14 protein-coding genes are annotated in these 14050 nt (G+C 72.9%); 5 read left to right on the top strand and 9 right to left on the bottom strand.

What is annotated here, in order from left to right:
* Window positions 1-105 precede the first annotated feature (105 nt).
* Window positions 106-1077, bottom strand: a complete 972-nt coding sequence (locus BJ961_RS16530) for a pirin family protein (RefSeq protein ID WP_271413597.1) — start codon at window positions 1075-1077, stop codon at window positions 106-108.
* Window positions 1078-1256: 179 nt separating this feature from the next.
* Here BJ961_RS16530 and BJ961_RS16525 point away from each other — a divergent pair, with 179 nt between their 5' ends.
* On the top strand, window positions 1257-2342 hold the full coding sequence (locus BJ961_RS16525) for a P1 family peptidase (protein ID WP_271413596.1): 1086 nt from the start codon (window positions 1257-1259) through the stop codon (window positions 2340-2342).
* Between the two features lie 85 nt (window positions 2343-2427).
* Here BJ961_RS16525 and aztD read toward each other — a convergent pair whose 3' ends face one another.
* From aztD to aztB, 4 genes are read right to left on the bottom strand one after another with little or no spacing between them, the layout of a single operon-like run.
* Window positions 2428-3630, bottom strand: a complete 1203-nt coding sequence (aztD, locus tag BJ961_RS16520) for a zinc metallochaperone AztD (RefSeq protein ID WP_271413595.1) — start codon at window positions 3628-3630, stop codon at window positions 2428-2430.
* Window positions 3627-4616, bottom strand: a complete 990-nt coding sequence (gene aztC / locus BJ961_RS16515) for a zinc ABC transporter substrate-binding protein AztC (RefSeq protein ID WP_271413594.1) — start codon at window positions 4614-4616, stop codon at window positions 3627-3629. The genes aztD and aztC overlap by 4 nt, the downstream gene beginning before the upstream one ends.
* Window positions 4613-5857, bottom strand: a complete 1245-nt coding sequence (locus tag BJ961_RS16510; protein WP_271413593.1) for a hypothetical protein — start codon at window positions 5855-5857, stop codon at window positions 4613-4615. The genes aztC and BJ961_RS16510 overlap by 4 nt, the downstream gene beginning before the upstream one ends.
* Window positions 5858-5872: 15 nt before the next feature.
* Window positions 5873-6724: a zinc ABC transporter permease AztB gene (gene aztB, locus BJ961_RS16505; protein WP_271413592.1), complete on the bottom strand. Its 852-nt coding sequence runs from the start codon at window positions 6722-6724 to the stop codon at window positions 5873-5875.
* 14 nt (window positions 6725-6738) lie between these two features.
* Here aztB and aztA point away from each other — a divergent pair, with 14 nt between their 5' ends.
* Together aztA and BJ961_RS16495 are read left to right on the top strand one after the other, a co-directional pair.
* Entirely contained in the window at window positions 6739-7497 is a 759-nt protein-coding gene (aztA, locus tag BJ961_RS16500) for a zinc ABC transporter ATP-binding protein AztA (protein ID WP_271413591.1), read from the top strand.
* 85 nt (window positions 7498-7582) lie between these two features.
* Window positions 7583-7969, top strand: coding sequence for a VOC family protein (locus tag BJ961_RS16495; RefSeq protein ID WP_271413590.1), 387 nt, complete (start codon window positions 7583-7585; stop codon window positions 7967-7969).
* Window positions 7970-7987: 18 nt separating this feature from the next.
* Here BJ961_RS16495 and BJ961_RS16490 read toward each other — a convergent pair whose 3' ends face one another.
* On the bottom strand, window positions 7988-8395 hold the full coding sequence (locus BJ961_RS16490) for a MerR family transcriptional regulator (protein WP_271413589.1): 408 nt from the start codon (window positions 8393-8395) through the stop codon (window positions 7988-7990).
* A gap of 432 nt (window positions 8396-8827) precedes the next feature.
* Between BJ961_RS16490 and BJ961_RS16485 the strand changes: the two genes are divergently transcribed.
* Window positions 8828-10333, top strand: coding sequence for a SulP family inorganic anion transporter (locus BJ961_RS16485; protein ID WP_271413588.1), 1506 nt, complete (start codon window positions 8828-8830; stop codon window positions 10331-10333).
* A 15-nt stretch (window positions 10334-10348) separates the two neighbouring features.
* On the opposite strand, the gene BJ961_RS16480 is transcribed toward BJ961_RS16485, so the two are convergent.
* Window positions 10349-11422 (bottom strand): ferritin-like domain-containing protein, encoded by a 1074-nt coding sequence (locus tag BJ961_RS16480; RefSeq protein WP_271413587.1) that lies wholly within the window; start codon window positions 11420-11422, stop codon window positions 10349-10351.
* A 194-nt stretch (window positions 11423-11616) separates the two neighbouring features.
* Window positions 11617-12438 carry an inositol monophosphatase family protein gene (locus tag BJ961_RS16475; RefSeq protein ID WP_271413586.1) on the bottom strand — a complete coding sequence of 274 codons (822 nt, stop codon included), beginning with the start codon at window positions 12436-12438 and terminating at the stop codon, window positions 11617-11619.
* Window positions 12439-12535: 97 nt separating this feature from the next.
* Here BJ961_RS16475 and BJ961_RS16470 point away from each other — a divergent pair, with 97 nt between their 5' ends.
* On the top strand, window positions 12536-13033 hold the full coding sequence (locus BJ961_RS16470) for a MarR family winged helix-turn-helix transcriptional regulator (RefSeq protein ID WP_271413585.1): 498 nt from the start codon (window positions 12536-12538) through the stop codon (window positions 13031-13033).
* An 8-nt stretch (window positions 13034-13041) separates the two neighbouring features.
* Here the strand turns inward: BJ961_RS16470 and BJ961_RS16465 are convergent, their stop codons facing one another.
* Window positions 13042-13797, bottom strand: a complete 756-nt coding sequence (locus BJ961_RS16465) for an SDR family NAD(P)-dependent oxidoreductase (RefSeq protein WP_271413584.1) — start codon at window positions 13795-13797, stop codon at window positions 13042-13044.
* Window positions 13798-14050 lie beyond the last annotated feature (253 nt).

Below are 14050 nucleotides of genomic sequence, written 5' to 3'. Positions count from 1 at the left end.
TGGAGGGAGCGGTTCGGCCCGCAAGACGCGCGGGGCGACGGGGCATGGGCGGCGGCCCGGGGCCAAGAGGCCGGGCGATCCGTGCCCGAGTGCGCGGACAGCGGGTCAGCGCGCCCTTCCTCGCGGCTTCAGAGGCAGGTTCGGCAGCTCCGGCGCGGGCAGCGGCGCACCGTCGTATCCGTGCACCTCGCCGAAACGGGTCCCCGTCGTCCAGTCCTCGCGGGCGCGTGCGACGTCCTCGTGCGACCGGCCGACGAAGTTCCACCACATGACGATCTCCTCCGTGAAGGGCGGACCGCCGAGCAGGAGCAGCCGGGCGGCTCCGGGCGCCTCGTTGCGCAGGGTGAGGGTGCGCCGGCCGGGCGCGGTGTACGCCAGTTCGGCGGGCCGTACGGCCGTGTCGTCGACGCGGACGTCGCCGCTGTCGACGAGGACGCCGTGCTCGAAGCCGGGGTCGACGTCGAGGGTTACGGCGGCCCCCGCGGCCAGGGTCACCTCGGCGCCCAGCAGGGGCGTGAAGGTGCCGACCGGGGAGGTGTCACCGGCGAGCGAGCCGAGGAAGACGCGCACCTCGGCGCCGTCCAGTTCCACCGGGACGGGCACGTGGTGCCGGAAGTCCGGGGCGGTGTCGCGGTGCTCCTCGGGCAGCGCCACCCAGAGCTGGACGCCGTGCAGGACCGTCGTGTCCGGTGTGGACACCTCGGAGTGGCTGATGCCTCGGCCGCCCGTCATGAGGTTCACTTCGCCCGGCCTGACGAGCGCGTGGCTGCCCAGACTGTCCCGGTGCTCGATCAGCCCGCTGAACAGCCAGCTGACCGTCTGCAGACCGGTGTGCGGATGCGGGGCGACGTTCATGCCTCCCGACCCGGAGACCTCGTCGGGGCCGTAGTGGTCGGCGAAGCACCAGGCTCCGATCAGGGTCCGGGCCCGCTGCGGCAGGGTACGGCGCACCGTCATCGCGCGCGGACCGCCGAGCGGGACGTCCCGCGCGGTCAGGATCTCCACGTCGGCGGCGGGCACGCCGTTCTCCAGGGCTCCGCACCTCAGTTCGGCGGGGTGCGCTTCCGTGTTGCTCACCGCTTCGTCCTCTCGCTGCCACTCCACTCACCATGAAGTCCCACTTTCAACTTCTAGGGTCGATGATAGGACGCGGCCGCAGGAGCAGGCCCGGGGCCGCGCCGAACGGCACCGTCCCGGCGGGCGTGGGAACGAGTGGCCGCCGGCGGGTCCGGGTGACAGGCGTAGCGTCGGGGCGCATGGAACCACTGCCTCATCCGTACTCCCCGCCCGGCGCCTCCCGCGGCCGGGCGCGTGACCTGGGGATCGTCGTCGGATCCGGCGCGACCGGGCCTCTCGACGCGATCACGGACGTGCCGGGCGTCCGCGTCGGGCACACCACGGTCCGCCGGCCGCCCGACGTGCACAGCGGGGTCACCGCCGTCGTGCCCGACCTCGTCGGTCCTCGCACTCCCCTGCCGGCCGGGGTGTTCACCGGCAACGGCTACGGCAAGCTCGTCGGGACCACTCAGCTCGCCGAACTCGGCACGCTGGAGACCCCTGTGCTGCTCACCTCCACCCTGTCGGCGTTCCGGGTCGCCGACGCCCTCGTCGGCTGGGTGCTCGAGCGGCCGGGATGCGAGGAGGTGCGGAGCCTCAACCCCGTGGTGGGCGAGTGCAACGACGGTTTCCTGTCCGACATCCGGGCCCGGCCGGTCCACGAGGAGCACGTGCGGGCCGCCCTCGACGCGGCCTCGGGCGGGCCGGTGGCCGAGGGATGCGTCGGTGCGGGGACCGGCACCGTCGCGCTCGGTTTCAAGGCCGGTGTCGGCACCGCCTCACGCGTCTGGGACCTGGGCGACCGGCGCTTCACGGTGGGCGCCCTGGTGCAGGCGAACTTCGGCGGCACGCTGCGGGTGCTCGGCCGGACCCTGACCCCGCGGTCCCTGGGCGCAGGGGCCGGTGGTCCGGGCGCCGGGGCGGACGCCGGGTCCTGCGTGATCGTGATGGCCACGGACGCGCCGCTCGACGCCCGGCAGCTCACCCGGGTGGCTCGGCGCGCGGTGTTCGCGCTGGCCCGCACGGGTGCGGCGTACAGCCACGGCAGCGGCGACTACGCGGTCGCCTTCGGCACCCGGCCCGATGCCGGTCGCCCGGTGGCGGACGCCGAGCTGAGTCCGCTGTTCGAGGCCGTCCTGGACGGCGTCGAGGAAGCGGTGCTCAACTCCCTGCTCGCGGCGACCACGACGACCGGTGTCGGCGGCCGTACGGTGCCCGCCCTGCCCGCGGACGCCCTGGTCGCCGCCTTGGCCCGCCCCGCGGCCCCGGGGTTCGGCGACCGCTGAGCGAACGGGCGGGGGCGGCCCGACGAGGTCGGACCGCCCCCGCCGAGCGCGTCGCGCCGGTGTACCGGTGTGCCTGGTGTGCCGGTCAGTGGCCCGCGACGGTGCCCGACAGTTCGTTGGTCCCCTTCGGCAGGGTCACCGACGTGAGCTTCTTGCCGGAGTCCAGATCGATGGCGTGCACGGCCTTCCTGCCCGGCTCGGAGACGTAGGCGGTGTGGTCACGGACGAAGAGGGTGGGCCGGGCCTGCTGCCAGTCCAGCGGTTCCCGCCACTCCCCCACGGCGGGGATCTTCTTCCGCACCGTGCCCTTGTCCGGGTCGATGACGTGGATGGCGCCGTCGGTGCCGAGGACGAGTGCCTCGCCGTGCGGGCCGCGCGCGAGGGAGCGAAAGGAGTAGCTGGTGCCGAGGTCCACCAGACGCAGCTCGGCGGTCCCGGTGTCGATGAGGGACACCCGGGTCGGGCGCTCCAACTCGGCGTCCGGGTCGGTCTTGTAGTCGCCCAGCAGCACGGCGGACTCGTCGCTGCCCGCCTGGTTGCCGGTGCGGCCGTAGTCGTCGGGGGCGTCCACCTTGGTGAACCTGCCGTCCTTGTAGATCAGGACGCCGTCCTCGCAGCCGACGGCGACCGCCTCGCCCTTCGCGGCGGCCTCTCCGTGCACGCCCGGGCAGTTCTCGTTGCGTGCGATCTCCTTGCCGTCCTTGTCGAGGACCAGGGCGCCGGTGCGCTTCTCCTCGTCTCCGAGGGTGGTGAGGAGACGGCCGTCGCTCAGTTCGATGGCGACACCGTGGTGGGCCTCGGCGGTGGTGTAGGTGCGTCCTTCCGGCTTCTTGCCGCCGCCGAGGCCGGCGGGTTCGAAGACGTTGACCTCGCCGGTGCCGTCCGTGAAGAGCACCGTCTTCCCGGCGTGGCGGACGACGTGGCCCGGCTTCGCGCCCCGGTACTCGATGTCGGTGAGCGTCTGCCCGGTGGCGTTCAGGATGCGGAAGCCGCTGTCGGTGGAGACGACCACGTGGTCCTCGTCGCCCGCGGGGTTGACGCGGTTGAAGCCGGGCAGGTCGATGGTGGTGGTCAGTTCGAGGCTCCTGCCGTCCAGGACGTACAGGCCGCCGTCGAAGGTGGCGACCAGGGGGTCGTTCACCGGGGCCGCGGGTGAGGCGGCCCCGGCGTCCTGGGACTTGGCGTCGGACGGGGACGTGCCGTCGCCTCCGCACGCGGTCAGGGCCGTGGCCACCGCGAGGGCGAGTGCCGTCCCCGTGAGGGCCCTGTCGCGTATGGACTTGTTCACCTGTGTGTTCCCTTCGAGAGGCCGACGGTCAGTCCGTCGGTCATGGCGGTGGTGTTGGCGCGCATCATCCGCAGGTAGGTGGCGGCGCCCTCGTTCTTCGCGGTCAGCGACTCGGAGTACAGCTCGACGACCCGCACCCCGGCGCCGAGTTCGGCGCGCAGGACCTCGGCGAGCCGCTTGGGCTGCGAGGAGTCGGCGAACACGGTCCGGACGCCGGCCTCGCGCATGGCCCGGGTGAGTGAGCGCAGGTCGGAGGAGCTGGGGGAGGCCAGCGTCGTGCCGCTGGGGATCACGGCGCCGACGACGCGGAAGCCGAAACGGTCGGCGAGGTAGCCGAAGACGTGGTGGTTGGTCACCAGGTTGCGCCGTTCCTCGGGCACTCGGCCGAAGGACTGCTCCATGAAGGCGGTGAGTTCGGTCAGTTGCTGCTGGTAGCGGTCGGCGTTGGCGCGGATCGCGTCGTCGTCCACGCCTCTCACGTGCTCGGTGACGCGGTCGGCGATGAGGCCGACGGCCGTGCGCACCCGGTCGGGGTCGGTCCAGAAGTGCGGGTCGGGCTGTCCCGGCTCCCTGTCGGGGCCGCCGTCGTCGCCGGTGCGGAAGGTGAGCGGGTCGACGGCCCGGCCGACCTCGAAGGTGGCCACCCCGGCCTGGCGGGCGGCGTCCACGTGCCGCAGCACGTTCTCCTCCAGGCCGAGACCGTTGAAGACCACGAGGTCCGCGCGTTCCAGTTGGGCGGCCTGTACCGCCGACAGTCCGAAGGAGTGCGGGTCCGCGTTCGGTTTCATCAGGACCGTGACGTCAGCCTGGTCGCCGACGACCTGACGGGTGATGTCGCCCAGGATGTTGGTGGTGACGACGACGCGGGGCTGTTCGGGCGTGCTCGTGCAGGCGGTGGCGGTGGTGGCCGTGACGAGGGCGAGCAGGCCCATCAGCAGGCGGCGCAGCCGTGCCACCCGGGTCCGCGCGCGTCCTGTGCCCCTCATCGGCCGGTCTCCGCCATCAGACCCGGTTCGATGTCCAGGTCGAAGGAGCGTGCGACGCGCAGGTCGTCGTTGTAGTCGATCTCGTACACGCGTCTGCCGGCGCGGTCGTTGACGTAGGCGCGGCTGCGGTCCACCTCGACGGCCGGCCCGCTCGCGTCGGTCGGGCCTTCCCCGGCCCCGGTGAGAAGGGTCTTGGTCCGGGAGGCGTGGCGGCCGGTCGCGATGTCGTAGCCGTGCAGGGCGCCGTCGCTCTCCAGGACGAGCAACGGGGCTCCCTCCCCCGCCGTGTTGGCCGCCAGGACCGGCCCGGTCTCCACCCGTGTCCAGGTGCGGTCGGTCACGTCCAGCACCCACACGGCCCGCTCGCCGGCGGGTGCCGTCAGCGTGTCGCTGCCGGCCCGGTGCCGGAAGGCCGCCGCCCGTTCCTTCTCGGGCACGTCCCGTCCGTACGGGATCCTGTCGGCGGTGAACGTCCCGTTCTCGGCGCGGACGAGCAGGGCGCCGTCGGCGCAGCCGAGGACGACTCCCCGGCGGGTTACGGCGTCGCCCCGCGGCCGCACACACGTCGCGTCCGGCGTGGCGACGCGCCCGCCCTCACGGTCGTACACGGTGACCTGCGCGGAGTCGTCGTCCCCGGTGAGCGCGACCAGGTGTTCCGCGTAGGGCACGACGGCGCCGGCGTGCGTCCCGCCGAGCGTCCTGAGGGGCCTGGTCCCGCCCTGCGCCAGTTCCGTCCGGTCGTACAGTCCGGTTCGGCCGTCCCGGCCGGTCACCGCGGTCACCGCGGCGTCGCTGCGGATCTCGGCGCCGTGGTCGGCCGGGAGGGCGCCGACGTCCCGTATCGCCGCGCGGTAGTAGTGCACGTGGTCGCCGTGGTCCACCGTCCAGGAGCCGCCGTCGACCACGCGCGCGTCGCGGGCGGTGTGGTAGAAGCCGAAGCGGCCGTCCGTGGTCAGCCGGGTGGCGTCGGGCACCGGTGCGGTCTCCTGCACCTCGCCGGTGACGAGGTCGAGCACCCGGCTCGCACCGGTGTCGGGGTCGCCGAGGAGGAGCCGGGACTGTTCCTCGGCCGCTTCCCGCGCTCCTTCGACGTAGCCGTGCGGGGCGGCGGACGACTCGGTGGCCGTGGGCTCGGGCCCCGCGCCGGGCTGCCCGGAACAGCCCGCTGCCAGCAGTGTGGCGGTGAGGACGAGGGCGGCGGGGGCCCAGGGGGTCGCTCTGCCGCGGACGGTGGGGTCCATCGGGTCGGATCTCCTTCAGTCGGCTGTCGGGACGGGCGCGGCCCGGCGCGCACGGAGGTGGCGCAGGCCGGACGTCGCGTGGGAGAGGAAGAACAGGGCCACCGCGACGGCCGAGACGGTCGCGCCGGCGGCGGTGCTCAGGTGCCAGGACAGGAGCAGCCCGCCGAACGTGGCGGTGACGCCGAGGAGTGCCGCGAGGGCCATGACGCCCCGGACACCGCGTGCCCAGGGCAGGGCCGCCGCCGGCGGTGCGATGAGCAGGCCGAGGACGAGCAGCGTGCCGACGATGTGGAACGAGGCCACGATCGCGAGGCCCAGCAGGACGAGCAGCACCGCGTGCGCGAGACGTGGGCGCAGGCCGAGGGTGTGGGCCTTGCGCGGGTCGAACGCGAGGGCGAGGAAGGCACGGTGGCCGAGGACGGACACGAGCAGGGCCACCAGCAGCGCCACGCCCAGCATGAGCAGGTCCTGCTCGCGGACCGCGAGGACGTCGCCGAAGAGGAACCCGGTCAGGTCGACGGCGAAGGACTGCGATCGCGACACGACGATCACGCCGAGCGAGAGCATGCCGACGAACAGCAGCCCGATGCCGGTGTCCTGGGAGAGCTTCGGGGTCCGCCCGAGCACGGTGACACCGGCCGCCATGGCGGCCGCGCTCGCCACCGCTCCCAGCAGCAGGTTGCCGCCGAACAGCGCGGCCAGCGCGACCCCCGGCAGCAGGCCGTGGGACATGGCGTCACCGAGGAAGGCCATGCCCCTGAGCACGACCCAGGTGCCGGCCAGTGCGCAGATCGCGGACACCAGGATGCCGCCCCACAGGGCTCGTTGCACGAACGTCACTTCGAAGGGGGCCGTCAACCAATCCATGCGAGGACACTACAATGAAAATCATGTTCAACAAATCCCGTGTCTCCTCCCCCGCTTCGACAGGGCGGGGTGCCCATGTCCGTCTGACGGGGCTGTGCGCCGGCTACCCGGGGCGTCCGGTGCTCCGCCAACTGACCGCCGACATACCGGCGTTGGCCGTCACCGCTCTGGTCGGACCGAACGGCAGCGGGAAGTCGACGCTGCTCGGGGTCCTGGCCGGTGTGATCCGCCCGACATCGGGAGACCTCCGTCGGGACGGCGAGCGTCCACCGGCCTTCGTGCCGCAGCGCGGCGCCGTCGCGGACGCCCTCCCCCTGACCGTCCGGCAGGCCGTGGAGATGGGGCGCTGGGGCGAGCGCGGACCGTGGCGCGGACTGAACCGCCGGGACCGGCTGATCGTGGACTCGGCCCTGGACCGACTCGGCATCGGCGACCTCGCCGGGCGCCAGCTCGGCGAGCTGTCGGGCGGGCAGCGGCAGCGCGCCCTCATCGCCCAGGGGCTCGCCCAGCGGTCCGACCTGCTCCTGCTGGACGAGCCGACCACGGGTCTGGACCCGCAGGCCGGGGGGCGCATCACCGCGATCCTGACCGAGCTGGTGGCCGACGGGGTGACGGTCGTCCACGCCACGCACGACCTGGCGGCGGCACGGTCGGCCGAGGCCTGTCTCCTGCTGCGCGAGGGCACCCTGGCCGGGCACGGGCGCCCCGACCGGGTGCTCACCACGTCGGCGCTGGCCGAGGTCTGGGCCGTTGCCGGACACGCGGGCACTTGATAGGCAGGTGCTGTCCCGGCGGGCACCGGCCCGCCCGAGCGCGTCGTCACCCGACGGCTGGACCCGACACACCGGAGAAGACCCCATGAAGATCCACCTGACCAGCGTCTTCGTCGACGACCAGGAGCACGCCCTGCGCTTCTACACCGAGACGCTGGGCTTCGTGAGGAAGCACGACGTGCCGGTGGGCACGGACCGGTGGCTGACCGTGGTCTCCCCGGAGGCTCCCGACGGGACCGAGCTGCTGCTCGAACCCTCCGGCCACCCCGCGGTGCGGCCGTACCGGACGGCGCTGGCCGAGGACGGCATCCCGGCCGCTTCCTTCGCGGTGGACGACGTGCGGGCCGAGTTCGACCGGCTGCGCGGGCTCGGGGTGCACTTCACCCAGGAGCCGCTGGAGATGGGCCCGATCACCACGGCCGTCCTGGACGACACCTGCGGCAACCTGATCCAGATCATGCAGGGCCAGTAGGACGACGCCCCGCCGCCCCTACGGCGCGGTCGCGTCGGTGAGGCGGTCGGCCAGGGTCTGCGCGAACTCCTCCGCCCGCGCCAGCTTGGTCCGCAGCTCGGCGACACGCTGCCGGGCGGCCCGCTCGAAGGCGCGCACCCGCTCCAGGAGCCGCTCGCGTTCGTCGGCGGGCAGCTCCCCGGCGCCGCGGTCGAGGCGGTCGGTGGCCTCCAGGAGATCGCGCATCTCGTCGAGGGTGAACCCGAGCGGCTTCATGCGGCGGATGACCATGAGGCGGGCCACGTCGGCCTCCGTGTACAGCCGGAAGCCGCCCTGGGAGCGGGCGGAGGGCACGACCAGGCCCGTCTCCTCGTAGTGCCGGATCGTGCGCAGCGACAACTCGGTCCTGGACGCCACCTCGCCGATCTGCATGTGCCCGCTGCTCACGCGCGCCTTCCTCGTCGTTCGTTCCGCCGCCGCCCGAGCGGCTTGGATCCCTACCGTAACGTTAGGGTAGAGTTGCCCGGGTGCCGGGGCCACTGTGCCGCGCGGCACTCCCCGTGGTGCGGGAGACCCGACATGTCGCGGGAGACCCGGTCCGCAATGCCATGCCGGGGCCGAGGAAGCCCCCGGTGGTTCCCGACGTCGCAGGAGAGAGCGAGCGCATGCCCATGATGCCCCGCGCCGCCGTCTGCCCGCCGTGACGCTTCGCCGCTGAGCCGCGGCCGCTCCCGTCGGCTCGGTACGCCGCCTCCTCGTCCTCGCCTCCGGCGCCGGTCCGCCGCCTGCGGCCATCCCCGGGACCGGCCACGGCCCCCGCGTTCCTCCGCACGCCCTTTTTGCCGCCGGGCGTGCCCGACCACGACAGGTACCTCACTCTTGTCTGCTCCCGCGCTCTCCCCCACCGCGCGCCTGCGCGGCCTCAAGCCCGACTGGATCTCCGACCCGAAGGTGTGGCGCACCGAGGTCCTCGCCGGCCTCGTCGTCGCCCTGGCCCTGGTCCCGGAGGCGATCTCCTTCTCGATCATCGCCGGGGTCGACCCGGAGATCGGCCTGTTCGCGGCGTTCACCATGGCCGTCACCATCTCGATCGTCGGCGGCCGCCGCGCGATGATCTCGGCGGCGACCGGCGCCGTCGCCCTGGTGATCGCCCCGTTGAACCGCGAGCACGGCCTCGGCTACCTCGTCGCGGCGGTCATCCTCGCCGGAGTCTTCCAGGTGGTCCTCGGCGCGCTCGGGGTGGCCCGGCTGATGCGGTTCGTGCCGCGCTCGGTGATGGTCGGCTTCGTCAACGCGCTCGCCATCCTCATCTTCATGGCGCAGGTGCCCGAGATCACCGACGTGCCCTGGCCCGTCTACCCGCTCGTCGCGGGCGGGCTCCTGCTGATGGTGCTCTTCCCCAAGGTGACCAGGGTGATCCCGGCGCCGCTGGTCTCCATCGTCGTGCTGACCGTCATCACCGTCGCCGCGGGCATCGCCGTACCGACCGTCGGTGACAAGGGGGAGCTGCCGCACGCGCTGCCGGTGCCGGGCCTGCCCGACGTGCCGTTCACCTGGGACACGCTGACGACCGTCGCCCCGTACGCGCTCGCCATGGCCCTGGTCGGGCTCATGGAGTCGCTGATGACGGCGAAGCTGGTGGACGACATCACGGACACCCACTCCGACAAGACCCGTGAGTCGATCGGTCAGGGCATCGCCAACATCGTCACCGGCTTCTTCGGCGGCATGGGCGGTTGCGCCATGATCGGCCAGACGATGATCAACGTGAAGGTGTCCGGGGCGCGTACCCGGCTGTCCACGTTCCTGGCGGGCTCGTTCCTGATGGTGCTGTGCATCGTCTTCGGACCGATCGTGTCCGACATTCCCATGGCGGCCCTGGTGGCGGTGATGGTGATGGTGTCGTTCACGACGTTCGACTGGCATTCCGTCGCGCCGCGCACCCTGAGGCGGATGCCCGCCGGCGAGATCCTCGTCATGGTGGCCACGGTCGCCGTCGTGGTCGCCACCAGCAACCTGGCCATCGGCGTCGTGGTCGGCTCCGTCACCGCGATGGTGATCTTCGCGAGGCGGGTGGCCCACCTGGCCGACGTCACCGCGGTCACCGACCCCGACGGGGGCCAGGTCGTCTACTCCGTCACGGGCGAGCTGTTCTTCGCCTCCAGCAACGACCTGGTCACCCGCTTCGACTACGCCGGTGACCCGGACAAGGTCGTCATCGACCTGTCCGCCACCCACATCTGGGACGCCTCGTCCGTCGCGGCCCTGGACGCCATCGAGACCAAGTACGCCCAGCGCGGCAAGCAGGTCGAGATCGTCGGTCTCGACGAGCACAGCAGCCTCATGCGCGAACGGCTCGGCGGCGCCCTCGCCGGCAATCACTGACCGTCCCGGCGAGCGTCACGCGCGGGGCGGCCGGAACTGGGGGCCGTAGTTGCCGGGGGCGCCCGGGATGCCGGTCTCCATGAGGTCCAGGGCCGGGCCCTCCAGAGCGCGCATCGCCCGGACGGCGGAACCCAGTGTCCGGGCGTCGCCGTCGGCCCATGCCTGCTCCAGGGTGCTCAGCACCTTGGCGTAGGCGGTGTCGGACCGGTCGAGGAGGTCCTGGACCCGCTTCGGCGGATCGGGCCAGCCGCCGGCCGGGACCCGGGCCATGGGGCGTGCGTCGGGGAAGGGCACGGGGGCGCCGGTGAACCGCCAGCCGTCCTCCTCCTGGCGCAGTTGCCGGCCGTGGTAGATCTCCCCGAACGCGTAGTAGTGGGCCGGGTAGTCGTCGCCGAATGCGTCGTCGGGAGAACTGGTGGTGCCCTCGCCCTGTTCCTTGATGGTCTCGATCGCGCGTTCCACGCCGTCGAGGTCGGTCACGGGCTTCAGCACGTCGGAGCCGATGTGCTCGGACAGCTGCCCGCGGGCCGACAGTTCGGGAGCCGTGGACCTGAAGGCGGCCAGCAGATCGTCGTAGAAGCGGCCGATGCTGGGCGAGTTGCCGATGCCCCGGGCGAGGGGGGCCTCGGGGGCTTCGATCGCCATCATCACGTCGCGCACGAACGGCCGGTCGAGGCCGGAGAGGTAGACGTTCACCCCGTCGCGGACCCCGCCGGGCAACGGGCCGGGGTAGGCGAGGGCCGCGTCCGTGATCCGCGGCCGGCCGCCGACGGCGACCAGCAGGTTGCAGACGACGCCCATGTGGTACATCTCGTCGCCGATGATGCGCCGGATCAGCCGCGCGGCGTGGCCGGTGCGGTCCCCGACGGACCACCATCCGCACAGGTAGGGCGGGATCGTGGCGAGTTCGAGTGCCACGGCGACCTGCAGGGCCTCCCTCAGCCAGTCGGCACCGCGGCCGCCTTCGGGGACGGCGAGCAGCCGTGCCACGGACCGGCAGCCGGACACGGCGGCTTCCGGCCGCTCGGCCGCCCGGGCGGGGGCGGCGGCCGCGACGGGGGCGGCGGCCGTCAGGACGGCCGACGCCATGAAGGTCCTTCGCCCGAACGGGGCGCCCGTCCCCGACGGTTCCTCGCACACACCAGTCACCCGTACTCCTCCGCAAGCGACACCCGCCTCTGTCCGAGACGTCCGGATTCCTCCGACGGCTGGCGAAACTAGCAGCGCCGGCGGCGTTTCCCGGGCGGGCGGCTCCGCGTGGGGCGACCTCTACCCGGTCGGCCCTACCCGCGACCGTCCGGGGCCGCGCCGTGCCGCTCGCGGATCAGGGCGAGGAGCGTCGTGTGGGTCTCCGCGTCGGCCGCCGCCACCAGGCCGCGGCTCCCGGGGCCGACCGGGGTGCCGTCGGCCGCGGTGACGACGCACCCGGCGGCCCGGCACAGCGCGATGCCGGCCGCGGAGTGCACGCTCCCGGTCAGGTCGGCGCCGTCGGTCACGTAGGCGGCGCGCTTTCCGGCGGCGACCCAGGCCAGTGCCAGCGTCGTGGACACGACCCGCGGCCGGAACCGGCGTCCGAAGCCGGGGTGCGCGAGCAGGTCCACCGTGCGGAACGCGGGGGCGCTGGGGAACGGCGGATCGAGGTTCACGTCGACGAGCCCTGTGGCCGCGGTGGGGGTCAGCGGGGTGTCGTGGCCGTCGCGTCGGACCCGGGCGGTGTCGCCGTCGGTGAAGAAGACCTCGCCGCCGAAGGGGTCGGCCACCGCCGCGGGGCCGTCGCGCAACGCCACGTTGACGGCCACCAGCATGGTGCCGGCGGCGTAGTTGAGGGTGCCGCACAAGGGGTCCACCAGCCACTGCCGGGCCGCGCGGGCCTCCCCCCGCTGTCCGCCCTCCTCGCCGAGGACCGAGTCCCCGGGCCGGGCGGCGCGGATGACGTCGACGATCGCCTCCTCGGCGGCCACGTCGGCGTCGGTGGCGAAGTCGCCGTCGCCCTTGTCGAACCGGGCCAGCCGCCGTCCGTACCTGGCCCGCACGGCCTCCGCGCCGGCCTGTGCGGCGGCCGTCGCCACCGCGGTGTCGTCGGGGTTCGCAGACAAGTCGATCACGATGTGCAGGGTAGCGGCCGACAGGCGCCGCGCACCGACGTGATGTGTACCATACACATGGCACAAACGGGCAAGGGCGGCGGAACGGGACCGGGACATGAGCGAGCAGGAGCGCCGGCTGAGCGATCTGGAACGGGAACTCACCCTGCTCTCCCGGCATTTCGTCGCCTCGCGGGGTCCGCGCATCGGCCAGAGCCTGGAGCGCTCGGCGTACGTGCTGCTGACCCGGCTGGAGACCGGCGAGCCGCTCACGCTCAAGGAACTGGCGCACACCTTCCAGGTGGACGTCTCCACCATCAACCGCCAGGTCAGTGCCATGCTCCGCAACGGCCTGGTGGAGCGCATCGCGGACCCCGACGGCGGGATGGCGCGCAAGTTCCGGCCCACCTCGCTCGGCCTGGAGCGGCTGGAGGCGGACCGGGCCATCAGCCGCGCGGGGACCGCGCGGCTCGTCGAGGCGTCCGGGTGGGCGGGTCCGCGGACCCAGCAGTTCCTGGATCTGCTGATCGAACTGAACCAGGGCATCGAGCACCTGGAGGGACTCGCGTGGTCCCGCGAGGGCGGGGCCACGCCTCCCCCCGGCGCCGGCGACTGAGCGGCGGTTCAGCGCAGTTTGATCGCGCCGCCGTCGGCCATGACGGTCTGTCCGGTCATGTACTGGGCGTCGTCGCTCGCGAGGAAGGCGACGATCGGGGCGACATCGCGGTCCGGGTCGCCGAAGCGGCCCAGCGGCACCTTGGCCGCGGACTGCGCGTACTGCTCGGGCCGGGCCTCGGCCCACTGGGCCACGCCCGCCGTGAGCGCCATCGGGCACACCACGTTGACGCGGATGTTGTGCGGCGCCCACTCGTTCGCCACGACACGGCTCAGGCCGCGGATGGCCTCCTTCGTCGCCGCGTACGAGGCCTGGTTGGGCTGGCCGTCGAGCCCGGCACCGGAACCGAAGTTGACGACCGAGGCGTTGCCGGTCCTCTTCAGTTCCGGCAGCGCCGCGAGCATGAAGTTGCGCGTGGCGTACAGGCTGGTGTTCATGGCGAGGTCCCAGTCGTCGTCCGTCTGCTCCTCGAACGGCTTCTGACGCGACACGCTCGCGTTGTTCACCAGCACGTCGAGCTTCCCGAAGTGCTCGACGGCCGTCGTGACGGCGAGGTCGGCCACGGCCCGGTCGGAGACGTCGCCGTGCCGGAAGACCACCGACTCGCCCAGTTCACGGGCGAGGGCCTCGCCCGCCTCCTGCTGCAGGTCGACGACGACGACCCGGGCGCCGCGCGCGACGAACAGCCTGGTGATGGCCCCGCCGATGCCGGAGGCACCCCCGGTGACAATGGCCGACTTCCCCTGCAGGCCGAGTGAACTCATGGGCCGTCTCCTCTCGTGAGCGCCCGGGACACGGACCGCTCCGGTCCTCCGAGCCGTTCTGGCGCCGTGGTGACCACGCCATATGCACTATGCACTATATATGCATAGTACACATCTCCGGCGCGGGGGCGTCCAGCCCACACTCTTGACACGGTCACGTCGACCGCTTGTATGGTCTAGTCCAACAGAACTCGCCGCTCCGTTTGCGGAGTTGAGCCTTGCCGGGGTCCCACTCCCCTGCGAGGACGGCGAG

Origin of the sequence: Streptomyces lienomycini, assembly GCF_027947595.1 — a bacterium.
GTDB lineage: Bacteria > Actinomycetota > Actinomycetes > Streptomycetales > Streptomycetaceae > Streptomyces > Streptomyces lienomycini.
Note: the sequence above shows the minus strand (reverse complement) of the source record. Positions and strands in the feature narration are given on the sequence as shown.

What these genes read in the sequence shown, in the direction of transcription:
- BJ961_RS16480 (WP_271413587.1), bottom strand. Translation starts at nt 11,422, where the DNA reads ATGGCGTCGGCCGTCCTGACGGCCGCCGCCCCCGTCGCGGCCGCCGCC.
- aztA (WP_271413591.1), top strand. Translation starts at nt 6,739, where the DNA reads ATGAAAATCATGTTCAACAAATCCCGTGTCTCCTCCCCCGCTTCGACA.
- aztB (WP_271413592.1), bottom strand. Translation starts at nt 6,724, where the DNA reads ATGGATTGGTTGACGGCCCCCTTCGAAGTGACGTTCGTGCAACGAGCC.
- BJ961_RS16465 (WP_271413584.1), bottom strand. Translation starts at nt 13,797, where the DNA reads ATGAGTTCACTCGGCCTGCAGGGGAAGTCGGCCATTGTCACCGGGGGT.
- aztC (WP_271413594.1), bottom strand. Translation starts at nt 4,616, where the DNA reads ATGAGGGGCACAGGACGCGCGCGGACCCGGGTGGCACGGCTGCGCCGC.
- BJ961_RS16510 (WP_271413593.1), bottom strand. Translation starts at nt 5,857, where the DNA reads ATGGACCCCACCGTCCGCGGCAGAGCGACCCCCTGGGCCCCCGCCGCC.
- BJ961_RS16525 (WP_271413596.1), top strand. Translation starts at nt 1,257, where the DNA reads ATGGAACCACTGCCTCATCCGTACTCCCCGCCCGGCGCCTCCCGCGGC.
- BJ961_RS16470 (WP_271413585.1), top strand. Translation starts at nt 12,536, where the DNA reads ATGAGCGAGCAGGAGCGCCGGCTGAGCGATCTGGAACGGGAACTCACC.
- BJ961_RS16495 (WP_271413590.1), top strand. Translation starts at nt 7,583, where the DNA reads ATGAAGATCCACCTGACCAGCGTCTTCGTCGACGACCAGGAGCACGCC.